We start from the raw sequence: 24,757 nt of genomic DNA on the forward strand, positions 1-24,757 counted from the left end.
ACCGGTTCAGTCGGCCAGTCGCAGCGCCACTTCGTTCATGAAGCGGGCGTCGTCATTCTTGGCCAGCCATTCCGCCTCGGCGCCGACCGCGCCCAGCATGGCGGCCAGCGCGTCCATCTCGCTCTTGTGGTAATTGCCCAGCACATAGCCATGGACCTTGTCCTTGTGGCCGGGATGGCCGATGCCCAGGCGCACGCGGCGGAAATCATTTCCGATATGGGCGTCTGTCGAACGCAGGCCATTATGGCCGGCATTGCCGCCGCCGCGCTTCACCTTGACCTTCATCGGTGCAAGGTCGAGTTCGTCGTGGAAGACGGTCACGTCCTGCGGCGTCAGCTTGTAGAAGCGCATCGCCTCGCCGATCGCGCGGCCGCTTTCGTTCATGAAGGTGGCGGGTTTCAGCAGGATGATCTTCTCCGGGCCGATCCGCCCTTCCTGCACCCAGCCCTGGAACTGCTTCCTGGGCGGCGAGAAGCGATACATGTCGGCGATCAGGTCCGCGGCCATGAAGCCGACATTGTGCCGGTGCATCGCATATTGCTGCCCCGGATTGCCGAGGCCGGCCCAGATCTGCATTTTTCACGGCTCCAAAGAAAAATCCCGCCCGCCGATAGGCGGACGGGATCGGAATTTCCAGCCTGCAAGCAAGCTGTAAGGCGATTACTCGCCTTCGCCCTCGGCGGCTTCGCCTTCGGCGCTCTTGAGAGCCGAGGGAGCGACGATGGTGGCGATGGTGAAGTCGCGGTCTTCGATCGCAGCCTTCGCGCCCTTGGGCAGGGTCACGGCGCTGATGTGGATCGAATCGCCGATTTCGAAGCCCTTGAGGTCGACGACGACGTCATCGGGGATCTCGGCGGCATCGACGACCAGTTCGACGTCGTGACGGACGACGTTGAGCACGCCACCCTTCTTGAGGCCGGGCGAGGCGTCTTCATTCTCGAAGCGCACCGGGACAGCGACGGTCACGGTGGCATGTTCCGAAACGCGCAGGAAGTCGGCGTGCAGCGGACGATCGGTCACGGGGTGGAAGGCCACATCCTTGGCGAGGGTGCGGACGGTCTTGCCGCCGACTTCGACCATGATGACCGAATTGAAGAAGTGACCGGTGCCGAGCTGCTTGTTGAGGAGCTTTTCCTCGACGTGGATCGACAGGGGTTCTTCGTTCATTCCATAGATGACGGCGGGTACGCGGCCCTCACGGCGGAGGGCGCGGGAGGCTCCCTTGCCTGCCCGATCGCGTGCCTCGGCCGACAGCGTAAGCTGCTCGCTCATTGCGTGTCTCCAAAAGCAAATTTGATACATTTTCCCGCCACGCCTCCAGGGATGACCATCGCGGGAAGGCGGCCCTTTAGCAGAAAGCGGCGATAAAGCAAGTTTAGCGTTGGTCTATTGCACGCGCGTGACCTTGTAGCCCTTGGCCTTGAGCAGATCGATCAGATTGTCCTTGCCGGTCAGGTGCCCGGCACCCACCGCGATGAAGGGGCGGCCCTTCAACTTGTCGACCGCGCCGACCCAGTCGCGGTTGCGCGCGGTCAGGATCGCATCCTCGACCACCGGGTCGGGCTGCTCGCCATTCTGGTCCTCTTTCGCGATCGCCTCCATGTCGCCCTTGGCCCAGGCGGTCAGGATGCGATTATAGAGCGCCTTCATGTCCTTGGCTTCATGAACGGTCTGGATCAGCAGCTTGCGCTGCGCCGCTTCGGGCAGGCCGTCAAAGGCGCCGAACTGGCGCTCTATGGTTTCCAGGCCGCCGATCGGCCGGCCCTTGAAGGCGGCGATCAGGGCGGGTTCGACACCATTTTCCTGGCTGACATTCAGGCTTTGCTGGGACGCGGCCGACAGCAGCATCGCCGCCGCCCAGCTTTCATAGCCCGACAGCGCCTGCGCGCTGGTGCCGCCTTCCTTGACGATCCGGTCGAGTTCGGGGCGCTCTCCCGCCGGCACGCGCGCGTCGAGCGCGGGCAGGTTGGGGCTGCGGCCCATGCTTTCGAACAGGCCAAGCGTCTTCTGCTGGTCCTGCAGGTCGGCGGCCTCCAGCACCAGTTGGTCGGCATCCTTCCACGCCTGCTTGATCGTCGGCGTCTGCCAGTCGACCCCTTCGGGCAGGACATGGATGGTGCCGAAGATCCAGCCGTCCAGGCCCGCTCGTTCGACCCGCCATAGCGCCGGTCCCTGTCCTGCCTCGACCTTGGGGGCAGGGGCCTTCTGCTGCTCGCTGCCACAGGCGGCCAGCAGGGTCAGGCCGCAGAGCGCCAGGAAGCGGATCATCCAGCGGTTCATCAACTTACTTTCCTTGCTTTACGCGGGTGCTGGCGATGCCGAGCGCCTTCAACTGATCCTGCACGCTGCCCTTGCCGGCCAGATGGCCCGCGCCGACGGCGACGAATATGGTGCCCGGCTGGTCCAGCCGCGCCTTGATCCACTTGGCCCAATTGGCGTTGCGGTTGATCAGCAGCACCTGCGCCAGTTCCGGCGTGGCTTTGAGCGAATCATTCATCTCGTCCGCCAGCTTTTCCGGCTGGCCGGTCTGCCAGTGGTTGAGCAGGGCGGCGAACTCGCCTTCCATCCCGTCCATGCCCTCGACCGTGGCATTTAGAAACTGGACCTGCTGCGCCATCGGCAGGTCGGCGAAGAAATTGAGCTGCTGCTCCACCGTTTCCAGCGCGCCGACCTTCTTGCTGGCCTTCTGTGCGGCGGCGCGCAATATCTTCTCCGCACCGATGTCGGACTGATAGCCCAGCTTCTGCAGCGGCGCGACGGACAGGATCATGCCCGCCATCCACGGATTGAACGCCTCGAACGACTGCCAGGGCACGCCGGCACCTACCATCGCCGCGCGATATTTCTGCGCGGCCTCGGGGGAGAGGCGGGTGGACAGGGCGACCCGATCGGTCGCCATCGCCTTGCCCGCCATCATCTGCGCCATCTCGCCGGGATTGTCGGGTTCGATGATTTCCAGCACCAGTTCGTCCGACGCGTCGAACGCCTGCTTAACCCCGCCCTTGAACCAGTCGATCCCCGGTTTCAGCACATGGACCGTGCCGAACAGATAGATGGTCGTGTCGTCATCCTTCACCTGCCACAGGGCAGGGGCGACGTTGACGGCGATGTTGACGGGTTCGCGGGCGGCGACGGGCTGGGTCTGGCCCCAGGCGCCGAGCAGCAAAAGTCCCGCGGAAAGCCAGCGGGACGGGAAAGCGGTCAGTCTCATATCCCTTCCATGCGGGCGCCGGGCGCGCAGGGCAAGCGGCTTAACCCTGTTCGACGCCGCTTTTCCTTGACCCTTGGCCCGGCCTGCGCCAAGGCGCGCGACATCTGAAGAACGCTATTTTACGAGGACCATCCGTGGCTGAAGGCAAGGCGCTTTCCTTCCAGGACCTGATCCTGACCCTGCACGCTTATTGGGGCAAGCAGGGCTGCGTCATCCTGCAACCCTATGACATGGAAGTGGGCGCGGGCACCTTCCACCCGGCAACCACGCTGCGCAGCCTGGGGCCAAAGCCCTGGAACGCGGCCTATGTCCAGCCCAGCCGCCGTCCGACCGACGGCCGTTATGGCGAGAACCCGAACCGGCTGCAGCATTATTACCAATATCAGGTGATCATGAAGCCCAGCCCTGCGAACCTGCAGGAGCTGTATCTGGGCAGCCTCAGGGAAATCGGCATTGATCCGCTGGTCCATGACATCCGCTTTGTCGAGGATGACTGGGAAAGTCCGACGCTCGGCGCCTGGGGCCTGGGCTGGGAAGTCTGGTGCGACGGCATGGAAGTCACCCAGTTCACCTATTTCCAGCAGATGGGCGGCTATGACTGCAAGCCGGTCGCGGGCGAGCTGACCTACGGCCTGGAACGCCTTGCCATGTATATTCAGGGCGTGGACAGCGTCTATGACCTGAAGTTCAACGACCAGGGCGTCACCTATGGCGACGTGTTCCTGGAAAATGAGCGGCAGATGTCGAAGTGGAATTTCGAGGTCGCCGACACCGAAAAGCTGTTCCGCTGGTTCAAGGACTGCAAGGCCGAATATGACCAGTGCATCGCCAATGATGTGCCGCTCGCGGCCTTCGAGCAGGCGATCAAGGCCAGTCACACCTTCAATCTGCTGCAGGCGCGCGGCGTGATCTCCGTGCAGGAACGCGCCAGCTATATGGGCCAGGTCCGCGACATGGCGAAGGGTAGCTGCGAAGCGTGGATGAAGACCAACGGATGGACCGCCTGATGACCATGAATAATATCGTCATCCCAGCGAAGGCTGGGATCTCGGGCCATGTGGCACTGCATTCGCTCGCGGCCCCAGCCTGCGCTGGGGCTTCGGAGGAAATCGCATGACCGATTTCCTCCTCGAACTGCGCTGCGAGGAAATTCCCGCGCGCATGCAATTGAAGGCGTCCGACGATCTGGCCCGCCTCTTCACCGAGGAACTGGCCAAGGCCGGGCTCAAGCCCGCGTCGATCGACAGTTTCGTCACGCCGCGCCGCCTGGCGCTGATCGCCCGCGACCTGCCGCTGGAAACCGCGGCGGTCAGCGAGGAGTTCAAAGGCCCCCGCACCAGTGCTCCGGCGCAGGCGCTTGAAGGCTTTCTGCGCAAGACCGGCCTGGCCCAGGATCAGCTTGAGGATCGCGACGGCGTCTGGTTCGCCGTGGTGAACAAGCCCGGCCGCGCCACCACCGACGTGCTGGCCGAAGCCGTACCGGCGGTGATCCGCGCCTTCCCCTGGCCCAAGTCGATGCGCTGGGGCGCGGCCAGCGCCACCACCGAAAGCCTGCGCTGGGTCCGCCCGCTGCAGGGCATCATCGCGCTGCTGGGTGGCGAAATGGTGCCGTTGTCGATCGAAGGGATCGAGGCTGGCCGCGAGACGGTGGGGCATCGCTTCCATTCGACCGGCGCGATCCGCATCGACGGCGCCGATGACTATGCCGACAAGCTGCGAGCGGCCCATGTCATCGTCTCGCATCAGGAGCGTCAGGCGATCATCGAGGCGAAGGCCGGCGAAGCTGCCGCGGCCAAGGGCTATAGCGTGATCGAGGACAAGGGCCTGGTCGCGGAAAATGCCGGCCTGACCGAATGGCCGGTGCCCTTGCTGGGCGATTTCGATCCGGAATTTCTTGAGGTTCCGCCTGAAGTCATTCAGCTAACCCTGCGGATCAACCAGAAATATTTCGTCCTGCGTGACGCTGCTGGGAAGCTGGCCCCGGCCTTCATCTGCACCGCCAATATCGAGGCGAAGGATGGCGGCGTGGCGATTGTCGCCGGCAACCGCAAGGTGCTGGCCGCGCGCCTCAGCGACGCCCGTTTCTTCTGGCAACAGGACCGCAAGACCCCGCTCGCCGATCAGGCGAAGAAGCTTGGCCGCATCACCTTCCATGAGAAGCTGGGCACCGTCGCCGACAAGGTCGAGCGCGTCGCCAAGCTGGCCGAATGGCTGGCGAGCGAAGGCATCGTGCCGAACTGCGACCCGGCGCTGGCGCGTCAGGCGGCGGAACTGTGCAAGGCGGACCTCGTCACCGAAATGGTCGGCGAATTCCCCGAACTGCAGGGCGTGATGGGTGGCTATTATGCCCGTGCCGAAGGTCTGCCGGATGTTGTCGCCGACGCGATCCGCGATCATTATAAGCCGGTCGGGCAGGGCGATGACGTCCCCACCGCGCCGGTCACGGTGGCGGTCAGCCTGGCGGACAAGCTGGATACGTTGGTCGGATTCTTCGGCATCGAACAGGGGCCGACTGGGTCGAAGGATCCTTTCGCTCTCCGCCGTGCGGCGTTGTCGATCCTGCGCCTGCTGGAACAGAGCAACCTGCGCCTGAACTTGAAGAAGGTCCATGCCGAGGCGCTGAGCGATCATGTCTATCGCCACGTGTTCCTGAACACCAAGGCGTTGGCGGATGTCGATGCACAGACGTTGGCCAAGTTCGGTTTCGATCCCGGGAAGGTGACCGATGTCGAATGGCAGGCGGCCAATCTTGCACGACCGGAAATCAAGTCCTTTGTCGGCGCTTTCGCTGCATCGGACGTGCCCTTCCTCGACTTCTTCGCTGATCGCCTCAAGGTCCAGCAGAAGGAAGCCGGCGTTCGTCACGACCTGATCGACGCGGTGTTCGCGCTGGGCGGCGAGGACGACCTTGTTCGCCTGCTCGCTCGCGTGAAGGCGCTTCAATCCTTCGTCGCGACCGATGACGGTGCCAATCTGCTCGCGGGTTACAAGCGCGCTGCCAATATCCTCAAGAAGGAAGCGCCCGATCTGACCGTCACCCCAGCGAAGGCTGGGGTCTCGGGCGATGGTGCGCCGACGCCTGAGATGCCAGCTTCCGCTGGCATGACGAATTTGGGACTTTCCTATCAACCCGAAAAGGCGGAAGCTGATCTGATCGCTGCGCTCGACGCGGCGGAACCGCAGGCGGCACAGGCTGTCGCGGCCGAGGAGTTTGAAGGCGCCATGGCTGCGCTCGCGACGCTCCGTGCGCCGATCGACGCCTTCTTTGAGACCGTGACGGTGAATGATGCTGATCCGGCGAAGCGCACGACTCGCCTCGCGCTGCTGGCGCGGGTCCGTGATGCAGTGCACAATGTCGCCGACTTTTCGAAGATTACAGGATAAGGAAACGAAATTCCAAAATCTGCGGGAAATATGCGAAGTTAAGCGGGATAAGTCCTATCCCCTAATGGTCTAAGCCGCTAATTGCGGCATTATTATTGCATCGCACAACTCGGCAATCAGTGCAGGGAGAGCCGGAACTATGGTTATGACGGAAGAGGCCCAGATGAGCATCACTTCGACGCGCTATGTCTATCGTTTTGGCGGCGGCGTGAACGACGGTGGTAAGGGCGACAAGAATCTGCTGGGCGGCAAGGGCGCCAACCTTGACGGCATGGCCGCGATCGGCCTGCCGGTGCCCCCGGGCTTCACCATCACCACCGAAATGTGCACCCGCTATTATACCGACTGTGGCGTCTATCCCGAAAGCCTGAAGGCGGAAGTCGCCAATGGCATCGCCCATATCGAGGCTGTCACCGGCAAGAAATTCGGCGACGCCGCCGATCCGCTGTTGGTCTCGGTCCGCTCGGGCGCGCGCATCTCGATGCCGGGCATGATGGACACCGTCCTCAACCTCGGCCTCAATGACGAGACCGTTCTGGGCCTGGCCGCGGCATCGGGCGACGAGCGTTTCGCCTGGGACAGCTATCGCCGCTTCATCCAGATGTATTCGGACGTGGTGCTCGAACTCGATCATGGCGCGTTCGAGGAAGCCCTTGAAATCGCCAAGGAAGATCAGGGCTACACGCTCGACACCGAACTGACTGCCGACGACTGGAAGGCGCTGGTTGCCGAATATAAGGCACTCGTCCAAAAGCTCTGGAACAAGCCTTTCCCGCAGGGCGTGCATGACCAGCTCTGGGGCGCGATCTCGGCTGTGTTCGGATCGTGGCAGGCCGACCGTGCCAAGGTCTATCGCCGCCTGAACTCGATTCCGGGCGACTGGGGCACCGCCGTCAATGTGCAGGCGATGGTGTTCGGCAATATGGGCGACACCTCGGCCACCGGCGTTGCCTTCACCCGCGACCCGGCCACCGGCGAGAATGCCTATTATGGCGAATATCTGATCAACGCCCAGGGCGAGGATGTCGTCGCCGGCATCCGCACCCCGCAATATCTGACCCTTCAGGCGCGCGAGCGGGCAGGGGCCAAGCCGCTGTCGATGGAAGAGGCGATGCCGGAAACCTATGCCGAACTGGCACGGGTGTTCGACATCCTCGAAACCCATTATCGCGACATGCAGGACATCGAATTCACGGTGCAGCAGGGCAAGCTCTGGATGCTCCAGACACGCTCGGGCAAGCGCACGGCCAAGGCCGCGCTCAAGATCGCCGTCGATATGGCTAATGAGGGCCTGATCACCGAGGAAGAAGCCGTCGCCCGCGTCGATCCCGCCGCGCTCGACCAGCTTCTGCACCCCACGCTTGATCCCAAGGCGCCGCGCGATGTGCTGACCAAGGGGCTGCCGGCTTCGCCGGGCGCGGCCAGCGGCCTTATCGTCTTCGATGCCGACACCGCCGAGCGTCGCAACGAACTGGGCGATGCGGTCATCCTGGTCCGCGTCGAAACCAGTCCTGAAGACATCCATGGCATGCACGCGGCCAAGGGCATCCTGACCGCGCGCGGGGGCATGACCAGCCACGCCGCCGTGGTGGCGCGCGGTATGGGCCGTCCCTGCGTCTCGGGCGCGGGCAGCCTGTCGATTGACAGCAAGGCCAAGATCCTGCGGATCGGCAACCGGGAGCTGAAGGAAGGCGACATCCTGACCATCGACGGCGCCACCGGCGAAGTCATGGCGGGCGAAGTGCCGACCGTGCAGCCCGAACTGGCCGGTGACTTCGGCATCCTGATGGAATGGGCCGACAAGGTCCGTCGCCTCAAGGTGCGCGCCAATGCCGAAACGCCGCTCGACTGCCAGACCGCGCGCGATTTCGGTGCCGAGGGCGTGGGCCTGTGCCGGACAGAGCATATGTTCTTCGACGCAGCCCGCATCACCGCCGTGCGCGAGATGATCCTGGCCGACAGCGAGAAGGGTCGCCGCGCTGCACTCGACAAGCTGTTGCCCGAACAGCGCGACGATTTCGCCCAGATTTTCATGGTGATGGCCGGCCTGCCCGTGACCATCCGCCTGCTCGACCCGCCGCTGCACGAATTCCTGCCGCATGGCGAAGCGGAATTCGAGGAAGTGGCCAAGGGTGCTGGCGTCAGCGTCGAAACGCTCAAGCGCCGCGCGGCCGAACTGCATGAATTCAACCCGATGCTGGGCCATCGCGGTTGCCGTCTGGGCGTGACCTATCCCGAAATCTACGAGATGCAGGCCCGCGCCATCTTCGAAGCCGCGCTGATCGTGAAGCAGCGCAGCGGCGAAGCGCCGATCCCCGAAGTCATGATCCCGCTCGTTGCGACCCGCAAGGAACTGGAACTGATGAAGGCGATCGTCGATCAGGTCGCCAAGGATGTCTTCGCCGAGCAGGGCGCGTCGGTCGACTATCTGGTCGGCACGATGATCGAACTGCCCCGCGCGGCGCTCAAGGCCGGCGAGATCGCCGAAGTCGGCGAATTCTTCTCCTTCGGCACCAACGACCTGACGCAGACCACGATCGGTATCAGCCGTGACGATGCCGGTCGCTTCCTGACGCAATATGTCGACAAGGGCATCTTCGCTCGCGATCCGTTCGTCAGCATCGATGTGGAGGGCGTGGGCCAGCTCATCGAACTGGCGGCCGAACGCGGCCGGGCTGCCCGCCCTGGCATCAAGCTGGGCATCTGCGGGGAACATGGCGGCGATCCGGCGTCGATCGCCTTCTGCGAGGCTACCGGCCTCGATTATGTCTCGGCCTCGCCCTATCGCGTGCCGATCGCCCGCCTGGCCGCCGCGCAGGCGGCTCTGGCGAACAAGTAAGAGGAACGGGCGGGAGGCAAACTCCCGCCCTTCTTCATTTCAGGCCTGACCAGTCAGGCGGCTCAGCAGGCCGGGCTTCTCGCCCCGTTCCAGTGCGCTGGCCTGGCCACGCCAGTCTTCATGCGCGATCGTGCCGGGTTTGAGGCCGAGCCGCGCCTCCAGCGTCGCCTCCTGCTCGCCATTCAGCGCCGCGATCTGGCCATAGCGGTGATAGCCTGCCTCGTTGAGCGCGATCTCCTGTGTCTGACTAATGCCGTTGATCCGGCTGAGGTCATCACGGCCATGCACGCCGCCCGCTACTGCCGTTGCGGTGCCGGGGGCGATCGGCGCGGATTGCCGCTCCAGTTCGCCAATGCGCTCATTGGCGGCCTTCAGCCGCGCATCGCGATCTCGGATGGCATGGTGGTGGGCGCTCTGTTCCTCGCGCCACAGGCGCTTATATTTGCCCCTGCCGCTCATCATCAGGCCCAGTACCAACCCGGCCAGCAGCGCCACCAGCAGCAGCGCAATCTCATTGGGTGTGAAGATCATATCGGCATCCTTTCCAGTGTCGAAACGATCGGCCCGCCCGGAAGTTGCCGAAAACGCCCATGGTTCGGGCATTGTCGAAAAAAGTGAAAGAAAGTGCTTGCCAGTGCCACCGGACGCTTCTAACAGCGCCACTCCAACGCACCCGTAGCTCAGCTGGATAGAGCATCAGACTACGAATCTGAGGGTCGGACGTTCGAATCGTTCCGGGTGCACCATTTTCCTTCATCGCTGAACGATCGAACGCAACATGCTGTAGTTGCGTGGGATTTTGTTGCATTCATCGACATTGACGATGATCGCGATCTGAAGAAAAATCCTGTCATGCGCACCACATTGGGCATCTGCAACCGCAAGGCACGCTATGTCACGGAGGATGAAGCCTGGGCTGTCGTCCATCGGGCCGATATCGTCCTGCGCCCTTATCGCTGCGCCCTTTGTCGCCACTATCATCTGACCAGTCGGACCAAGGGCATGCGACTGCGGGCACCCTATCGGGAATGACCGGCAGGAAACAGAAAGGCTTCCAGAATATTTCCCTGCCGAAGTCAGCATGCTAGGATCACCGCATCGTTCGACATGCGGGGAATATCCATGGTCTGGATCGCACGCCTCCTTCTGTTCATCCCGTCGCTGATTGCGGGATGGTTCGTGTCGCAGGAAGATCCGCGCTATTGGCTGATTGCCCTGGCGATCGGCCTCACATTTCTGGCACTGGGTATCATTGCCGCCATCTACATCCCTATTCTTCATCCCTGGCCGCGGCGGACGCGATAGGGCTTAGAGTGCAAGCTCTGGAAATACGGTCTTTTATCGGCTATTTTCGCATAAATTTCACATCCATGCTTTTAAGGGCTTGCCAGATCAGTCCGGCCCTTATATCTGCGCCTCCACAACGCACCCGTAGCTCAGCTGGATAGAGCATCAGACTACGAATCTGAGGGTCGGACGTTCGAATCGTTCCGGGTGCACCATTCCTTCTCAGGAATAAAATGGGCCGAAAACCGTAGGGTTTTCGGCCCATTTGGCGTTCTGGAGCGGGGCGCTCAGCCGAGCGCCAAGGCGACGATCGCGTCGATATCCAGATGCTCTTCGAGCCGGGCGGCGATCGCATCCAACGCCATGTCGACTGACCGATCATAATCCGCCACGCCGCCATTGACGCCCAGTCGGGCAAGCAGGGCTGCGCGCAGTGGGCTGCTGGCAAGCAGTCCATGGACATAAGTGCCCATCACCCGGCCGTCGGCGCTGATCGCGCCATCACGATAGCCGGCAAGGCTGGCAAATGGGCGGTCGCAGTCGGGGCCAGCCGTTTCGCCGATATGCATCTCATAGCCGCCAAAAGCGGCATCCAGCGCCACGCCCTCTACTCGCTCCAGCCGTTTGCCGGCCGATAGCCGCGTCTCGACATTGAGCAGGCCAAGGCCTTGGATCGTGCCAATCTGCCCTTCGATTCCGTCAGGATCGGCGATGTGGCGCCCGAGCATCTGGTAGCCGCCGCAAATGCCCATGATCGCGCCGCCGCGCCGATGGTGCGCCAATATGTCGATGTCCCAGCCCTGCGCGCGCATGGCCACCATGTCGGCGATCGTCGCCTTGGAGCCGGGCAGGACGATCAGCGCGGCCTCGGCCGGGATTGGCTGACCGGGCGGCACCATGCGCAATTCCACGCCGGGATCGAGCTTGAACGGGTCGAGATCGTCGAAATTGGAAATGCGCGGCAGGATCGGGCAGGCAATGACCGTTCGCTCGGTTTCCGTCTGCGCCGTCCGTTCCAGCACGACGGCATCCTCGCTGGGCAAACGGGCCGTAGCATCCAGCCAGGGCACGACGCCAAAGCCGCGCCAGCCCGACAGCGTCTCGATCTGGCGATAGCCATCCTCGAACAGCGCCGGATCGCCCCGGAATTTGTTGATCAGGAAGCCGCGGATCATCGCGGCATCATCCGGATCGATCACCGCCCTGGTGCCGACGATGGCGGCTATCACACCGCCCCGGTCGATATCGCCGACCAGCAGCACCGGTACCTCGGCCGCGCGGGCAAAGCCCATATTGGCGATGTCGCCGGCGCGGAGGTTGATTTCGGCTGGCGAGCCGGCGCCTTCGACGACGACGATGTCGCATCGCGCCTTCAGTCGTTCATAGCTTTCCAGCACGGCGCCCAATAACTGCCCGCGCGCACTGCGGAAATTGCCGCTGCCCAATGTGCCGCGCACCTGGCCATGGACGATCAACTGGGATGTCCGGTCGGCCTGCGGCTTCATCAGCACCGGGTTCATGTCCGTATGCGCCTCGACCCCGCAGGCGATCGCCTGTAGCGCCTGTGCGCGTCCGATCTCGCCGCCGTCCACGGTGACGGCGGCATTGTTCGACATATTTTGTGGCTTGAATGGCTGGACGCGATAGCCCCGGCGGAGGAGAGCGCGGCATAGCCCCGCCACCAGCACCGATTTGCCGACGTCCGATCCGGTTCCCTGCAGCATGATTGCGCCCATGGCATGTTCCTGCAAGTCGGAAGCAATGATGGCAAGCGCTTAGAGTCTGTTTGGAAATGCGCCTCTGGCGCATGCCGCATCGAAAATGCGCTCTTCCGCGCATTTTCCAAACAGGTTCTTAGCGTATCAGGCGACCAGCGTCGGCATCCCGCATCGCATCTGGTGGACCTTGACCGTCGCGGTACCCAGTTTCACGCCCAGGATCGCGGTGAGGTTGCTCAGCAGGCCGTCGAGAATGGGCGCCGTGTCACCCAAGAGGCTTAAGACGGGGGAGAGAAGCGGGCTGAGCGGTAGTTGCAGACCCGCAAGCGTCACCGTGACCTTGGTCTGGTTTGCCAGGCTGGAGGCCAATCCCTGGGTCAGGTCCTGGGTGCTGACGGTCTTGCTCTGCTGCCCGGAAATGTCGCTGGGCGTGAACAGCACATTCTGCTGGGTCACGCCGCCCAGCGCGATATTGGCATAGGCGTGGACCTGGGTCAGCGATCCGAGGACCGAGGCCAGGGTCGCGGTACGCGGATTGGCAGGAGCCGAGAAATTGGTGAGCGCCGCTTCATCGACGTCGCCGATCACCGCCGTGCCGATCGACGGCTTTACCCCCAAGGTCACGCCATTGTTGATGGCCCCCTGATCGCAGACGATATTGGACAATTGCGCTTCCGCCGACGCCAGTTCGACATAGAGGGGGATGCGGATCGTCGCGATCCCGGTCAGCAAGGTGGCGACACGGCTTTCCAGGAAGATGCGCGTCTGCGCCGTGCGCAGAATGAAATTCTTGTCGTTGGTAATGCTGATCAAGGGCGTGCTCGCCTGGCCGGTGCCGGTGATCATTTTCAGCCGCGTACTGGTTAGGCCGGGCACGTTCAGCGTCAGGTCGATCGGCACGGCGGTCGACGATGGCGGGCTCAACACCATGCGCAGCATCGAGAAGGAGTCGAGCAGCAGGCTGGGCTGGCCGGTCGAGCTGCCGGTTCCCTTCATTGGTCCCAGGTCGATGACGTCGCTCAGCTTCACGCTCTTGCCCGGCACCTTGGCGCCGATATTGCGGAGCAAGGCGGCCGTGCCACTATTGTCCGCGGTATCGGCGATCGCGCCGATGACATCGGACAATGGAATATTGGCACCGAACAACTCGCCATAGGCAGCGTCATTGCGTCCGGTGCGGACCTTAAGGGCGTCGGCGAAATGGAGCAGGTCGACGTTCAGATTGGCCAGGCCCTGATAGTCCATGACCGACAGATTAAGCTCCGTCCCGGCAAGGGCCGACAGCAGCATGTTGGGAAGGCCGCCGCTGAGTGAGGCAAGGCCGGTGCCGATGGAGAAGGCCGCGGCGTCGGAGCGCGCGGCGGTGGCGTGCGCGCGAACGTCGACACCATCGCGGCCGACCAGCAGTCGACCAAAGAACAGGGGCGCCCGTCGTTGAACCTGGACCTGGATCGCGCTGGCACGGGGGTCGCCCGATACGAAGCGATTGCTGACAGCGACGGATGTATTCTGGTCGTAAAAGCCGGTCTGCACGGCGACCAGCGACACGCCGGAAACGCCGCTCTTGGTCAGCAGCGCTTCGGCGGCCGATCGCCCGCCGCTGCTCGCCGCCAGCGCGGCGGCATCGGCCACGCCCTGCAACTGGCGCTTGGCAAGATAGACCGAACCCAGGTCGACGGCGACCGTGGCGGCGCCGGCGAGCATGAACAGTGATCCCGCCAGCAGGACACTGATGCCGCCGCGCTTGTCGGCAAGCAGGCCGCCCATGCGGTTGCGCGTCCGGGTCATGACGCGATCCGAACGACGGCGCTTCGCTGGATCTGGGTGGCGGGCAGCGGGAAGATGGCAGCGGAAAAGAAGGGGGCGTTGCTGAGATTATAGGTCAGGGTAACCGTATAATAGCCGCTGTTGGCATTAACCGCGACGCCGATCGTCTGCGCGCCGGGCAACGGGAAGGATGGGCGGCTGGCGTTGACGCTTTCGTCGACCAGCGCGCGGCGTTCGGTCGTCGTCATGCCGGCCACGGCGGCTCGGGCCGCATCATTGGCGGCCTGCTGCAGGCTGTGGGCCGTCATCAGCCAGCCGCCATAGAGCAGGATGCCAAGCAAAAGGATAATCATCAAAGGAAGAGCGAAAGCGGCTTCGACAAGCACGCTGCCACGCTCATGAGGGTAAATGGCCCGGCCCAGTCGGGCGAGGCGGAGCGCCGCATGGAGGGGATGGTTCCGCATACCACTCCATTAAAGGCGCAACATTCAAAAAGCGGTTCGCAAACTGCGCGCACATTATGTGCGAATTGCGTAAATCAAAAGTACCGTTTTCGGGGCTTTTTGGACATTTTCGGGCAAGAATAAACGGTCCGCGCGGGCAAACCCACCATGGCCGCAGGATTTTACATCATTGGCGCGCTGATTCCCCATTTTCGGCGGAGGCGGGTGGGGTCATCACCATCACTACGCCCTCCGTCCCATAGGTGCCCCGCAACTGGACGAGCGCGCCCTCCATCGGCAGCAACGCGCCGCCATTGGTGAGCAGGTGGGCCTGGACCCGGCGATCGCCCTCGCCGCGCAGTACCGCCTCCAGTTCCTGGCGGAAATGCGGGCGTTGCGGCAGGGCGATCAGGTCGGTCATATAGGCGTTGATCAGGCGGGATTCCGGCAGGCCTACCAACGTGCAGATGGTGGCATCGACATATTCGATGAAACCGCGGTTGGAGAGGCGCGCATAGCCGACGCCGCCGTGGATGCCCATCGCCTTGAGAATGGCTGATTTGACGTCTGCCAGCCGGTGGCGTTGCACGTCAGAGGTGATGTCGCGCAACAGCAGGCCGATCCCGTCCTCGAAAGGAAAGGCCTCGACATGGAGCCAGCTATCGTCGCGGAAGGGCGAAGGGATGTCTGCGGCGCTGATTTCGCCGGAGATCTGGCTGTGACGGGCATGGGCTTCGGTGAGGGTGCCGACCAGTTCCGGCAGGGCGTCCCAAAGCATTTGCCCTTCCAATCGGCGATCCCAGCGGCGTGCCATGGCCAGGGCGACCGGATTGATCAAGTCGATGCGAAAGTCTGCGCGGCACAGGATAAGACCCTGAGCCATGCGCACCGCCAGTTCACGCAACCGATCGGGATTCTGATCGGGTTCGTCCTGGCCAGCCAGCGCTCGAAAACGATCCAAGCCCATGAAAACATGGGTCTCTCGGCCATGGTGGGTGATCAGAAGCGGATGGCGTGCACCGATCTCGCGCCAATGGGCAAAGTTTCGGACCAGTTCCGCAGCTGTGACACTTCGATCGCTTATGTCATCCGGCATGGTTTGACCCTCTCCCAAATCTGGGTTGCAGGGAAACAGACGCTGACCAACGGGCGTCGGCTACGCAATATCCCTTATGTGCGGCGAACCGGTGTTGCTTTGCGAGCAATGGTGTTCAGGCAGTATCAAGAGCCATAACTGCGCTGGAGTTCCAAGGCGTCGAGCATTTTTCCGCCCGCCATGAAGACTGCGCCAGAACAGGCTAGCGCAAGCAACTGGCCGCCAACACCGGGATATTGGTGCATATAGACGACCCCGCGCTCGCTGGCGCCCAGCGCAAGCGCGTAGATCACGAGGAAAGCCTCGAACTTGGTCTTGATCGTGAAGAGGCGTTTGATCCGTTCCATCAGACTCATCCGAGGTTTTCGTGCATCTTCTAAGGCATTAAGTCGCCCGAAAGTTGCAAATGGTCAACAAGGCTTAACCATGATTGTTCGATCCGGGCAATAAGGCGCGTGTCGGACAGATCATCAGGCGCAATGGCTTCGGGCCAATAGTCCGAAACGATGCGGGCGATTTCATCCAAACGTGGCTCATCGACCAGGAAACGCGGATCGATGTCGTTTGGATCCGCGACTACGCGCAGGCGCAGGCAGGCGGGGCCGCCGCCATTGGCCATGGACTGACGCACATCGACGGGAACAAGGTGACGGATCGGGCCATTGCCGGCGATCATCCGTTCCAGCCAGGTCCACACGGCCGGGACCGCCTGTGCTTCGCTTGGCAGGATCAGCGCCATGGTGCCATCGGGCAGGGTGACGAGCTGCGCGTTGAACAAATAGCTTTTGATCGCGTCGGCCAGGCTGACGGCGCTGGCGGGCACTTCGACGATTTCGACTGATGGCATGAGCGTGCGCAGCGACGCATAGAAAGCCTGTTTGTCGGCAAAGGCCTGTTCATGGGTGAAGAGGACGCGCTCATTGGCAACCGCGACGACGTCATTGTGGAAGGCGCCGGCGGCAATCGCCTCCTGCGACTGCTGCACGAACAGGGTGCGCGCGGGATCGAGGCCATGGATGCGAGCCACCGCTTTGCTCGCCTCGACATGCTGGCGGGCGGGGAAGGGGCCGCCCGACTGGCCATAGACGAAGACTTCGACGCCCGGTGCGCCATGGCTGTCGCACAGGCGCATATGGTTGGCCGCGCCTTCGTCGCCAAAGGGGGCGGGGATCGGGCCATGCACAGCGAAGGCGCGGGTGTCGGAAAAGGCGAGGCGCAGTTGCGCCAAAGTCTGGGGCCATTCATGGCTGCGATGCGCCATGGTGACGAGATTGGCGACGGTCAGGTGGGTGCGGCCATCGGCGGTGTCGGCGGCCGGCGAGACGGTCGCGGCATTGGCGGCCCACATGGACGAGGCCGACATGGCGGCTGCGCGGATATGCGGATCGGCATTGCTGATGTCGGTGCCCAGGGTCGCGAGCCAGGCGCCGTCAGGGCGCCATTGCGGCAGGAAAATGCCCTGGGCAAGGCCGAGGCGCAGGTTGCCGCGCATCTTCTCTATCCCCTGCAACGCTGCGGCGCGAGGATGCGACACGGCGCCGGCATTGCGGGATGACGCCAGATTGCCAAGGCTGAGGCCGGCATAATTATGGCTGGGGCCGATCAGCCCATCGAAATTGATCTCGCGCACGCTCATGCCCGCCCCGCCATGGTGAATGCCTGCCCCACGTCCAGTTGCAGCAGCGCTGCGCTGGCCGCGTCGAGCGAGATGCTGCCATCCTCGCCCTCCTGCACATAGCCATAGGTGCAGCGATAATCGGCGAGCAGGCCGGTCGATACCAGCATCTTGTCGCCGCCCTTGTCATGGATGGCTGCCAGCGTCACGTCGCGCGCCTGGGCCACGGTGCGGAGCTGGTCGATCTGGCCCACCATGGTGGGGCCGCCGTCGAAAATGTCGACATAGCCGGCATTGGTGAAGCCCTCGGTCTCCAGCATCCGCATCGCCGCGCGGCCATTGGGGTGGGGCAGGCCGATGACGGCGCGGGCGCTGTCGGTCAGCATCGCGGTGTAGATCGGTGTCTTGGGCATCAGGTCGGCGATGAACTGGTTGCCGTTGACCGCGTTGAACTCGTCGGCCTCCTGGAAATTCATGCCGAAGAAGCGACCGGCAAGGCCGTCCCAGAAGGGCGAGCCGCCGGCCTCGTCGATCACGCCGCGCAGTTCGGCAATCACCCGGTCGCCGAAGCGGTCGCGATGGTTGCGGATATAGAGATAGCGGCTGCGCGCGAGCAGCAGGCCAAGTCCCTCGGCCCGTTCGCGCGGGTGGAGGAAGAGGCCGCCGACCTCGGTCGATCCTTCCAGATCGGTCGTGAGCGAGAGCATCTGCGCGCGGAAGGTGCGGGCCAGTTCACGGCTATGCTGAGTCAGAACGCCAAGACGATAGGAATAGAAGGGCCAGTTCTGCCCCACCGTGCTGAAGATCTGGCAGGTCCCGCGCACCTGGCCGGTCTGCGTATTGACCAGCACCAGGACGATCAGATCATCCTTGATCCCGCCATCCTGCCGGCCGAGCGCCTGTTCGGTGCGTTCCAGCTTGGCGGTCAGGGCGGCGCGATCGGGCGGCAGGTTGGTGAAACCACCGCCGGTCAGCTTCGCCATTTCATACAGGGTCTGCAGGTCGTCCGCTCGCGCGGTGCGCATGTAGAAACTCAAAAGGCGGTCCTCTCTCTCAATATTGTCCTTGGGCGATCCGCAGCAGCGCCAGCGCGGACAATTGCGCGCGCTCGGCCAGGCTGTCGGCGATCAGAAATTCGGCATCGCTGTGGATGCTGCCGCCGCGCACGCCCATCGTGTCGACCACCGGGACGCCGCAGGCCGCGATATTGTTGCCATCGCATACGCCGCCCGTGTCCCGCCAGCCGATGTCGAGGCCCAGTTCCGCGCCGCAGCGCCTGACCAGGCCGAACAGGCGCTCGGCCTTGGCATCCATGGGCTTTGGCGGGCGACCGAAGCCGCCATGGAGATGCAGACTGACGCCATGGTCGCGGGCGACATCGGCCATGGCCCGATCAAGCAGGGCGCGGGCCGCGATTTCATCGTCCGGCGTCCGCGGGCGGAAATTGACCCGCAGCACCGCATGGTCGGGCACGACATTGTTGGGGCTGCCGCCGTCGATCTTGGCGGGGTTGCAGGAGAAACCGGCGCCGCTGCCGGCCTTCAGCCGCAGGGCGAGATCGGCTGCTGCGAGCAGGGCATTCCGGCCATCGTCGGGATTGCGACCGGCATGGGCGCTCAGGCCGGTGACGATGATCGAGAAATTGCCGCTACCCGCCCGCGCGCCGGCCAGCGTCCCATCGGGCAGGGCGGGTTCATAGGTGAAGGCGGCGCGCTTGCCGGCTGCGGCCTGACGGAGCAGGGCTGCAGAGGAGGGGCTGCCGACTTCCTCGTCACTGTTGATCAACACTTGATAGCCCAGAGACCGGGCCGCTTGGCTATGCTCTATTGCCGCGAGGGCGGCGAGCATGACGGCAATGCCGCCCTTCATGTCGGCGACGCCGGGGCCGTTGAGGACGCCGGGTTCCAGCCAGCGGAGCGTCTGAAACGGATGATCGACCGGGAAGACCGTATCCATATGCCCCGTCAGCAGAAGCTGGACCGGTGCCTCGGGGCGGACGGTCAGGCGCAGATGCTGGCCATGGCGGATCACCGATATGCGGCCATCGGGTGCCACGGTTTCGACCGGATCGGGGTCGATCAAGTCTACCTCGCCCGGCAGCCCCGACAAGGCGTCGGCGAGGGTAGCCGCCATGATAGCAAGCCCGGCGAGGTTGCGCGATCCGCTGTTGATGCTGGCCCATGCCTCGACCTGCGCGAGCATCGGCGCGGCGGCGGCCTGTTCCAGCAGGGCAGTTTCAGGGACTGTGACGCGCGGGTGGATGCCGTTCATCCCGGAGGTCTATCAGAGCGCGGGCGCGTGCTCCACCCCGATCAGAAATCGTAGCTGAGGGTCAGGCGGCTGAGCGTGTCGAAGTCGCGCGCAGACAGCAGGGTCTCCGACTCATATTGGACCGTGTAGGACAGGCCAGCGGACAGGCGGGTGCTCACCTTGGTTTGCAACTGTGTCAGGGAATTGACTGAAAACACGTCAGTTTCCGCGTATCCTGCGGCAGTCTGCTTGAAGGTGACATTGGGCGCCAGGCGCCAGGCCAGGTCCATCGATGCGCGCGCGCCGAGCTTGGTTTCGCGCGGCCCGATCACATATTTGGCATGGCGGACGGACGGGCCAACATCGAGCGACAGGTCGATCGGTTTGCTCATGATCACCTTGTAACCGATGCCGGCCGAGGCGGTGTAGCGTTCGTCATAACCGATCGAGGGATCGCGTTCGAACTGGGTCAGGCCATAGGCAAAGCCGCGCGGATCGAACTGGTAGCGCGGCTCGTAGCTGGCAGTGTAGCGCTCGCGCGAGGTAACGCCATTGGCGCGGCGATAATCGACCGTTGCGCTGAGCTTATGGCTCCACTCCAGCCCTTCGCGCTTGACCTGCGCCGCGGCGCTGATGCCAATTTCGCTGGTCGAACCGGTCGAGCGGAAGCCGCCGGCCTCCAGCTTGCCGGTCCATAATTCGGTGAAGCGCGCTTCGCGAATCACCGTGTCATGGGTCGCCTTGGTCCGTTCCTTCCAGCTGTTGACCATCTGCTGGATCTGGTCGGCCGATTGCGGATTGGTCTGCTTGGCGATCTTGGCGACGGTCGCGATTTCCGTCTCATTGCCATTGGCAATCGCCGCCTCCAGCATTTCGCGGACGGACGGCGGCAGCAGCGCAGGCGCATTGGCCCAGGCCTGGGTGGCAAAGAGGAAGGGCAGGATAGCCAGACAGTGACGCATGCCGCTGTCATAGCGAACCGACCGGGGATTTTAAGCCCCCATCAGATCAAGTCGTGGAATTCCTGCAATATGTCGCGGTAGAGCTTGCGCTTGAACGGCACGATCAGTTCCGGCAGCGTTTCGGGCGCGGCCCATTTCCATTCCCGGAATTCGGGATGCTTGGTCTGGATGTCGATATGGCTGTCCTTGCCCAGGAAGCGGGCGAGGAACCAGATCTGCCGCTGGCCGCGATATTTGCCTCCCCACAGCTTGCCGATCAGTTCGGGCGGCAGGTCATAGAAATGCTCGTCGCGGCTCTTCGCGATGATCTCGACATGCTCCGGCGTGATCCCGGTCTCTTCGCCCAGTTCGCGCAACGCTGCCGTCTTGGCGTCTTCGCCTTCGTCGATCCCGCCCTGCGGCATCTGCCAGGCTTCCACCACATTATCGAGGCGCTGGCCGACGAAGACCTTGCCCGCCATGTTGACCAGCATGATCCCGACGCACGGCCGGTAATTCAGTTCTGCATTATCTGGCATCGACGCCATGTCTTCCCCTGCATCGCTGCAGCCATGGCCGGTCTACGACCCATGGCTAGTGTATTGGGTTCCAGAATAGGCGGCGGCGATGCGCGCGTCCATCGGTCGAATCGACATTCATCGGATTTGCCAGGCATCTCCCGGAACAGCGCGGAAAATTCATTTGGAACCCGGATGCCGCGCAGGCATTGGGCGGTCATGCCTTCCCCCACCATAATCTGGTTCCGACAGGATCTGCGCCTCTCGGATCAGGCGGCGCTCGCCGCCGCCGCGCAGGCCGGCCCGGTCATTCCGCTCTATATCCTTGACGATGAAAGCCCGCGCCAATGGGCGATGGGTGGCGCGTCGCGCTGGTGGCTGCATCACAGCCTTGCCAGCCTGGATGAGCAACTGAGGGCGAAGGGATCGCGATTGATCCTGCGGCGCGGGCGCTGCGTCGATGTGCTGGCGCAGGTGGCCAAGGACAGTGGCGCGCAGGTCGTTCATGCCATCCGCCATCATGAGCCTTGGTGGCGCAACGCTGAGAAGGCGGTGGCAAGACAGATCGACCTGCGGCTTCATGACGGGGGGCTGCTATTGCCGGTGGAGGCGGTGCGGACGGGTGGCGGAACGCCCTATCGCATCTACACGCCCTTTTCCCGGGCGGTGATGTTGCACATGCCACCCGCACCACCACAGCCCGCGCCGCAGCGGATCGATGCACCATTGCACTGGCCGGTTAGCGACAGGCTGGAGGATTGGAAGCTGCTGCCGCGCGACCCGGACTGGGCCAGCGGCTTTTCTGCCGACTGGTCGCCGGGCGAAGACGGAGCAAAGCGCTATCTCGACAGTTTTCTAGGAGAAGTCGGCGACTATGCGGTCGCGCGCGATCTGCCGTCGCAGGAGGGAACGTCGCGCCTGTCGCCCCATCTCCATTTCGGGGAGATTTCGCCGGCCAAGGTCTGGCATCGGGTCGCGCAGGCGCCGGGGGACGCGACGGTTTATCTGAAGGAACTGATCTGGCGCGACTATGCGCATAATCAGGTCTGGGCCTTGCCGACCTATGGATCGGAAAATGCCCAGCCGGCCTTCGACGCCATGCATTGGCGCGATCTGCGCGAGGCGCGGGGCGACTGGGCGGCGTGGAAACAGGGGCGGACCGGCTATCCGATCGTCGATGCCGGCATGCGCCAGCTCTGGCAGACGGGCTGGATGCACAATCGGGTGCGGATGATCGCGGCGAGTTTCCTCATCAAGCATCTGCTGATCGACTGGCGCCATGGCGCGCGCTGGTTCTGGGACACGCTGGTCGACGCGGATTATGCCAATAACAGCGTCAACTGGCAGTGGGTGGCGGGCAGCGGCGTCGATGCCAATCTCTTCACCCGGATAATGGCGCCGCTGACCCAGTCGGACAAGTTTGGTGCCGCCGACTATATCCGCCAATGGGTGCCGGAACTGGCGCATCTGGATGATCGCGTCATCCATGATCCGGATTTTCATGGGGTTAGGCCAGCATCCTATCCCGAAAAGCGGATCGGCCATCGCGAGGGGCGCGAGCGCGCACTGACGGCCTATCGCCAGATGAAGGGGTGATTGCAGCGACGCGCGGCATGGGGCAGAAAGAGGCCCGATGAATGCAGTCGATCCCCGTCGCGGCAAGGCCGCATTGTCGATCCGGCGACCGCCGGCAGACCGGACGCCGGGATGGCGCGCGCGCCTGTTCGCGCCGCTCTTCCATCGCATGCTCGATCGCATCGACCAGGGACTGGAGCAGGGTTCACTCGACGCGCGTCTGCCGGACGGGACGCGCAGGCTGCTGGGTGGACGGGCGCCGGGATTCGACTGCGTCGTGGACCTGGTCGATTGGCGCGCTCTGGTGCGGCTGGCGATGGGCGGCTCGGCTGGCTGGTATCGCGCCTGGGCGGCGGGCGAGTGGCGCAGTTCCGATTCGGTGCCGCTGTTCGCACTGTTCATGGCCAACGCCGTGTCGCTGGGGCGAGTCGCGCGGCCTCATGGGCCAGCGCGCTGGGCCGGGCGTCTGCTGCATTGGGCGCGACGGAACAATCGCAACGGCTCGCGCCGGAACATCGCCTTCCATTATGATCTGGGCAATGATTTCTACGGCCTGTGGCTGGACAAGAATATGCATTATTCCAGTGCCTTGTTCCTCAATCCTGAGGATCGAATCGAAAGCCTGGAGCGGGCGCAGCTGCGCAAGGTCGACGCCCTGCTTGATCGGCTGGACTTGCAGGAAGGGCAGGCGCTGCTGGAAATCGGATGCGGCTGGGGCGGCCTCGCCGAACAGGCGATGGAACGCTGCGCAATCCGTTATGACGGACTGACCCTGTCAATCGAGCAGGCTGATTATGCGCGCGATCGGCTGGGATCGGGCGCGCAGATCCATCTGACCGATTACCGGGATGCGCAGGGCCAATATGAGGCCATCGCCAGCGTGGAAATGGTGGAGGCGGTCGGCCAGCCATATTGGCCAGACTATCTCGATGCGGTCGCGCGCCTGCTGAAGCCGGGTGGCCGGGCCGCGATCCAATATATTCTGATCGACGATGCGATCTTCGATCACTATGCGCGCGGCGCCGATTTCATCCAGACCTATATCTTCCCTGGCGGCATGTTGATGTCGGAAAGCCGCTTTCGGACATTGGCGCAGGAGCGCGGGCTGGAATGGCGCGATGTCGTCCGCTTCGGCGACCATTATGCCGAAACGCTGCGCCGCTGGCGCGAGCGGTTCGACCGGGCGATCGACGAAGGGCGGCTGCCGGCCAGTTTCGACCAGCGTTTCGTGGACTTGTGGCGCTATTATCTGACGTATTGCGAAGGTGGTTTCCGGGGCGGCACCATCGATGTCGCCCAGGTCACATTGGCCAAGCTGGCCGCTTAACCCTCGACGCGCAGGCGGTGGCCGTTCGGCGCATCGCTCAGCACCAAGTCGTAAATGGCCTTGGCGACCGTTTCCGGTCCCTTGAGCGTTGCAGGATCCTCACCCGGGAAGGCGCGCGCGCGCATCGCTGTGCGGGTGGCGCCGGGATCGACGATGTGGGTGCGGATGGCGGAGATGTTCTTCACCTCCTCGCCATAGGCGCCGACCAGCGTTTCAAGGGCGGCCTTGGACGCGCCATAGGCACCCCAATAGGCGCGCGGCACGGCACCGACCGAGGATGTCAGCGCGATCACCCGCGCATCGGCGCTGGCACGCAGCATCGGATCGAAGGCCGCGATCAGCGCCTGGGGCGCAGCGATGTTGAGCATCAGCAGTCGGGCAAATTCCTTGGCATCGATCGCGGGAACCGATGCCAGCGATCCGAGCGTTGCGGCGTTGAAGACGAGGATGTCGAGCGCCTGCCAGCGGCCCGAAATGGCCTGGGCCAGGCGGCCGATGCTTTCGCCGTCGATAAGGTCGAGCGGCGCGATGGTCGCGCTGCCGCCAGCCTGATGAATGCGATCTTCCACCTCTTCCAAACCGCCGCTGGTGCGCGCGGTCAGGATCACATGGGCACCGGCCGCGGCCAGCGCTTCCGCCGTCGCGGCGCCGATGCCCCGGCTGGCGCCGGTGACGAGCGCGAGTTTTCCGAACAGCGGCATTGTATCAGACATCGGCTCTCCGTTCGCCCCGACCGATGCCGGGTGTCGTCGTGGGAAAAGGAAAGGGCGGGGTCGTGCGACCCCG

General features: G+C 63.7%; 24 protein-coding genes and 2 tRNA genes. 10 read left to right on the top strand and 16 right to left on the bottom strand.

The window, feature by feature from the left end:
• Positions 1–6: 6 nt before the first annotated feature.
• The 4 genes from pth to GGQ90_RS04380 all read right to left on the bottom strand — a co-directional run bounded on the left by pth (position 7) and on the right by GGQ90_RS04380 (position 3,211).
• Positions 7–576: an aminoacyl-tRNA hydrolase gene (pth, locus tag GGQ90_RS04365; protein ID WP_188081003.1), complete on the bottom strand. Its 570-nt coding sequence runs from the start codon at positions 574–576 to the stop codon at positions 7–9.
• A gap of 84 nt (positions 577–660) precedes the next feature.
• Positions 661–1,272 carry a 50S ribosomal protein L25/general stress protein Ctc gene (locus tag GGQ90_RS04370; RefSeq protein ID WP_188081004.1) on the bottom strand — a complete coding sequence of 204 codons (612 nt, stop codon included), beginning with the start codon at positions 1,270–1,272 and terminating at the stop codon, positions 661–663.
• Between the two features lie 114 nt (positions 1,273–1,386).
• Positions 1,387–2,280 (bottom strand): TraB/GumN family protein, encoded by an 894-nt coding sequence (locus GGQ90_RS04375; RefSeq protein ID WP_188081005.1) that lies wholly within the window; start codon positions 2,278–2,280, stop codon positions 1,387–1,389.
• A 4-nt stretch (positions 2,281–2,284) separates the two neighbouring features.
• Positions 2,285–3,211 carry a TraB/GumN family protein gene (locus tag GGQ90_RS04380; RefSeq protein WP_188081006.1) on the bottom strand — a complete coding sequence of 309 codons (927 nt, stop codon included), beginning with the start codon at positions 3,209–3,211 and terminating at the stop codon, positions 2,285–2,287.
• Positions 3,212–3,345: 134 nt separating this feature from the next.
• Here GGQ90_RS04380 and GGQ90_RS04385 point away from each other — a divergent pair, with 134 nt between their 5' ends.
• From GGQ90_RS04385 to ppdK, 3 genes are all read left to right on the top strand, one after another.
• Positions 3,346–4,218: a glycine--tRNA ligase subunit alpha gene (locus GGQ90_RS04385; protein WP_004207307.1), complete on the top strand. Its 873-nt coding sequence runs from the start codon at positions 3,346–3,348 to the stop codon at positions 4,216–4,218.
• Between the two features lie 106 nt (positions 4,219–4,324).
• The gene (gene glyS, locus GGQ90_RS04390) at positions 4,325–6,595 is read left to right on the top strand and encodes a glycine--tRNA ligase subunit beta (protein ID WP_188081007.1); all 2,271 of its coding nucleotides are present in this window, start codon (positions 4,325–4,327) and stop codon (positions 6,593–6,595) included.
• A gap of 139 nt (positions 6,596–6,734) precedes the next feature.
• Positions 6,735–9,434 (top strand): pyruvate, phosphate dikinase, encoded by a 2,700-nt coding sequence (ppdK, locus tag GGQ90_RS04395; protein WP_188081008.1) that lies wholly within the window; start codon positions 6,735–6,737, stop codon positions 9,432–9,434.
• A gap of 39 nt (positions 9,435–9,473) precedes the next feature.
• Here the strand turns inward: ppdK and GGQ90_RS04400 are convergent, their stop codons facing one another.
• Positions 9,474–9,965, bottom strand: coding sequence for a hypothetical protein (locus GGQ90_RS04400; protein ID WP_188081009.1), 492 nt, complete (start codon positions 9,963–9,965; stop codon positions 9,474–9,476).
• A gap of 138 nt (positions 9,966–10,103) precedes the next feature.
• On the opposite strand from GGQ90_RS04400, the gene GGQ90_RS04405 reads away from it, so the two are divergent.
• The 4 genes from GGQ90_RS04405 to GGQ90_RS04420 all read left to right on the top strand — a co-directional run bounded on the left by GGQ90_RS04405 (position 10,104) and on the right by GGQ90_RS04420 (position 10,936).
• Positions 10,104–10,180: transfer RNA gene (locus GGQ90_RS04405), tRNA-Arg, on the top strand.
• 106 nt (positions 10,181–10,286) lie between these two features.
• Entirely contained in the window at positions 10,287–10,466 is a 180-nt protein-coding gene (locus GGQ90_RS04410; RefSeq protein ID WP_188081010.1) for a hypothetical protein, read from the top strand.
• A gap of 90 nt (positions 10,467–10,556) precedes the next feature.
• Complete coding sequence (locus GGQ90_RS04415) at positions 10,557–10,739, top strand: hypothetical protein (protein WP_188081011.1); 183 nt, start codon at positions 10,557–10,559, stop codon at positions 10,737–10,739.
• Positions 10,740–10,859: 120 nt separating this feature from the next.
• Positions 10,860–10,936: transfer RNA gene (locus tag GGQ90_RS04420), tRNA-Arg, on the top strand.
• A 72-nt stretch (positions 10,937–11,008) separates the two neighbouring features.
• Here the strand turns inward: GGQ90_RS04420 and GGQ90_RS04425 are convergent.
• The 4 genes from GGQ90_RS04425 to GGQ90_RS04440 all read right to left on the bottom strand — a co-directional run bounded on the left by GGQ90_RS04425 (position 11,009) and on the right by GGQ90_RS04440 (position 15,427).
• Positions 11,009–12,457 carry a cobyric acid synthase gene (locus GGQ90_RS04425; RefSeq protein WP_188081012.1) on the bottom strand — a complete coding sequence of 483 codons (1,449 nt, stop codon included), beginning with the start codon at positions 12,455–12,457 and terminating at the stop codon, positions 11,009–11,011.
• Positions 12,458–12,583: 126 nt separating this feature from the next.
• Positions 12,584–14,227, bottom strand: a complete 1,644-nt coding sequence (locus GGQ90_RS04430; protein ID WP_188081013.1) for a pilus assembly protein TadG-related protein — start codon at positions 14,225–14,227, stop codon at positions 12,584–12,586.
• On the bottom strand, positions 14,224–14,670 hold the full coding sequence (locus GGQ90_RS04435; RefSeq protein WP_188081014.1) for a TadE/TadG family type IV pilus assembly protein: 447 nt from the start codon (positions 14,668–14,670) through the stop codon (positions 14,224–14,226). Before GGQ90_RS04435 ends, GGQ90_RS04430 begins: the two co-directional genes overlap by 4 nt.
• Before the next feature lie 166 nt (positions 14,671–14,836).
• The gene (locus tag GGQ90_RS04440) at positions 14,837–15,427 is read right to left on the bottom strand and encodes a PAS domain-containing protein (protein ID WP_246428120.1); all 591 of its coding nucleotides are present in this window, start codon (positions 15,425–15,427) and stop codon (positions 14,837–14,839) included.
• On the opposite strand from GGQ90_RS04440, the gene GGQ90_RS29250 reads away from it, so the two are divergent.
• Positions 15,428–15,883 (top strand): hypothetical protein, encoded by a 456-nt coding sequence (locus GGQ90_RS29250; RefSeq protein ID WP_246428121.1) that lies wholly within the window; start codon positions 15,428–15,430, stop codon positions 15,881–15,883. It begins immediately after the preceding gene.
• Here the strand turns inward: GGQ90_RS29250 and GGQ90_RS04445 are convergent.
• The 6 genes from GGQ90_RS04445 to GGQ90_RS04470 are packed head-to-tail and all read right to left on the bottom strand — an operon-like array spanning position 15,871 to position 21,099.
• Positions 15,871–16,092 carry a hypothetical protein gene (locus tag GGQ90_RS04445; RefSeq protein ID WP_029547748.1) on the bottom strand — a complete coding sequence of 74 codons (222 nt, stop codon included), beginning with the start codon at positions 16,090–16,092 and terminating at the stop codon, positions 15,871–15,873. The two genes, GGQ90_RS29250 and GGQ90_RS04445, sit on opposite strands and share 13 nt — an antisense overlap.
• Before the next feature lie 29 nt (positions 16,093–16,121).
• Entirely contained in the window at positions 16,122–17,381 is a 1,260-nt protein-coding gene (locus GGQ90_RS04450) for an N-succinylarginine dihydrolase (RefSeq protein ID WP_188081016.1), read from the bottom strand.
• Positions 17,378–18,397: an arginine N-succinyltransferase gene (locus GGQ90_RS04455; protein WP_188081017.1), complete on the bottom strand. Its 1,020-nt coding sequence runs from the start codon at positions 18,395–18,397 to the stop codon at positions 17,378–17,380. Before GGQ90_RS04455 ends, GGQ90_RS04450 begins: the two co-directional genes overlap by 4 nt.
• Before the next feature lie 16 nt (positions 18,398–18,413).
• Positions 18,414–19,631, bottom strand: coding sequence for a hydrolase (locus GGQ90_RS04460; protein WP_188081018.1), 1,218 nt, complete (start codon positions 19,629–19,631; stop codon positions 18,414–18,416).
• Between the two features lie 41 nt (positions 19,632–19,672).
• The gene (locus GGQ90_RS04465) at positions 19,673–20,572 is read right to left on the bottom strand and encodes a DUF481 domain-containing protein (protein WP_188081019.1); all 900 of its coding nucleotides are present in this window, start codon (positions 20,570–20,572) and stop codon (positions 19,673–19,675) included.
• Between the two features lie 41 nt (positions 20,573–20,613).
• Positions 20,614–21,099, bottom strand: coding sequence for an RNA pyrophosphohydrolase (locus GGQ90_RS04470; RefSeq protein WP_069337025.1), 486 nt, complete (start codon positions 21,097–21,099; stop codon positions 20,614–20,616).
• A gap of 189 nt (positions 21,100–21,288) precedes the next feature.
• Between GGQ90_RS04470 and GGQ90_RS04475 the strand changes: the two genes are divergently transcribed.
• Complete coding sequence (locus GGQ90_RS04475; protein ID WP_188081020.1) at positions 21,289–22,665, top strand: cryptochrome/photolyase family protein; 1,377 nt, start codon at positions 21,289–21,291, stop codon at positions 22,663–22,665.
• A gap of 37 nt (positions 22,666–22,702) precedes the next feature.
• A complete protein-coding gene (locus GGQ90_RS04480) occupies positions 22,703–23,971 on the top strand; it encodes an SAM-dependent methyltransferase (protein WP_188081021.1) in 1,269 nt (422 codons plus the stop codon).
• Here the strand turns inward: GGQ90_RS04480 and GGQ90_RS04485 are convergent.
• Positions 23,968–24,684 carry an SDR family NAD(P)-dependent oxidoreductase gene (locus GGQ90_RS04485; protein ID WP_188081022.1) on the bottom strand — a complete coding sequence of 239 codons (717 nt, stop codon included), beginning with the start codon at positions 24,682–24,684 and terminating at the stop codon, positions 23,968–23,970. The two genes, GGQ90_RS04480 and GGQ90_RS04485, sit on opposite strands and share 4 nt — an antisense overlap.
• Positions 24,685–24,757: the final 73 nt, after the last annotated feature.

The organism is Sphingobium scionense (assembly GCF_014197035.1).
Taxonomy (GTDB): Bacteria; Pseudomonadota; Alphaproteobacteria; order Sphingomonadales; family Sphingomonadaceae; genus Sphingobium; species Sphingobium scionense.

Excerpts from the sequence above, each read along its gene's own strand:
- pth (WP_188081003.1), bottom strand. The coding sequence starts at position 576 with ATGCAGATCTGGGCCGGCCTCGGCAATCCGGGGCAGCAATATGCGATG.
- GGQ90_RS04370 (WP_188081004.1), bottom strand. The coding sequence starts at position 1,272 with ATGAGCGAGCAGCTTACGCTGTCGGCCGAGGCACGCGATCGGGCAGGC.
- GGQ90_RS04375 (WP_188081005.1), bottom strand. The coding sequence starts at position 2,280 with ATGAACCGCTGGATGATCCGCTTCCTGGCGCTCTGCGGCCTGACCCTG.
- GGQ90_RS04380 (WP_188081006.1), bottom strand. The coding sequence starts at position 3,211 with ATGAGACTGACCGCTTTCCCGTCCCGCTGGCTTTCCGCGGGACTTTTG.
- glyS (WP_188081007.1), top strand. The coding sequence starts at position 4,325 with ATGACCGATTTCCTCCTCGAACTGCGCTGCGAGGAAATTCCCGCGCGC.
- ppdK (WP_188081008.1), top strand. The coding sequence starts at position 6,735 with ATGGTTATGACGGAAGAGGCCCAGATGAGCATCACTTCGACGCGCTAT.
- GGQ90_RS04400 (WP_188081009.1), bottom strand. The coding sequence starts at position 9,965 with ATGATCTTCACACCCAATGAGATTGCGCTGCTGCTGGTGGCGCTGCTG.
- GGQ90_RS04410 (WP_188081010.1), top strand. The coding sequence starts at position 10,287 with ATGCGCACCACATTGGGCATCTGCAACCGCAAGGCACGCTATGTCACG.
- GGQ90_RS04415 (WP_188081011.1), top strand. The coding sequence starts at position 10,557 with ATGGTCTGGATCGCACGCCTCCTTCTGTTCATCCCGTCGCTGATTGCG.
- GGQ90_RS04425 (WP_188081012.1), bottom strand. The coding sequence starts at position 12,457 with ATGGGCGCAATCATGCTGCAGGGAACCGGATCGGACGTCGGCAAATCG.
- GGQ90_RS04430 (WP_188081013.1), bottom strand. The coding sequence starts at position 14,227 with ATGACCCGGACGCGCAACCGCATGGGCGGCCTGCTTGCCGACAAGCGC.
- GGQ90_RS04435 (WP_188081014.1), bottom strand. The coding sequence starts at position 14,670 with ATGCGGAACCATCCCCTCCATGCGGCGCTCCGCCTCGCCCGACTGGGC.
- GGQ90_RS04440 (WP_246428120.1), bottom strand. The coding sequence starts at position 15,427 with ATGCTTTGGGACGCCCTGCCGGAACTGGTCGGCACCCTCACCGAAGCC.
- GGQ90_RS04445 (WP_029547748.1), bottom strand. The coding sequence starts at position 16,092 with ATGGAACGGATCAAACGCCTCTTCACGATCAAGACCAAGTTCGAGGCT.
- GGQ90_RS04450 (WP_188081016.1), bottom strand. The coding sequence starts at position 17,381 with ATGAGCGTGCGCGAGATCAATTTCGATGGGCTGATCGGCCCCAGCCAT.
- GGQ90_RS04460 (WP_188081018.1), bottom strand. The coding sequence starts at position 19,631 with ATGAACGGCATCCACCCGCGCGTCACAGTCCCTGAAACTGCCCTGCTG.
- GGQ90_RS04465 (WP_188081019.1), bottom strand. The coding sequence starts at position 20,572 with ATGCGTCACTGTCTGGCTATCCTGCCCTTCCTCTTTGCCACCCAGGCC.
- GGQ90_RS04470 (WP_069337025.1), bottom strand. The coding sequence starts at position 21,099 with ATGGCGTCGATGCCAGATAATGCAGAACTGAATTACCGGCCGTGCGTC.
- GGQ90_RS04475 (WP_188081020.1), top strand. The coding sequence starts at position 21,289 with ATGCCTTCCCCCACCATAATCTGGTTCCGACAGGATCTGCGCCTCTCG.
- GGQ90_RS04480 (WP_188081021.1), top strand. The coding sequence starts at position 22,703 with ATGAATGCAGTCGATCCCCGTCGCGGCAAGGCCGCATTGTCGATCCGG.
- GGQ90_RS04485 (WP_188081022.1), bottom strand. The coding sequence starts at position 24,684 with ATGTCTGATACAATGCCGCTGTTCGGAAAACTCGCGCTCGTCACCGGC.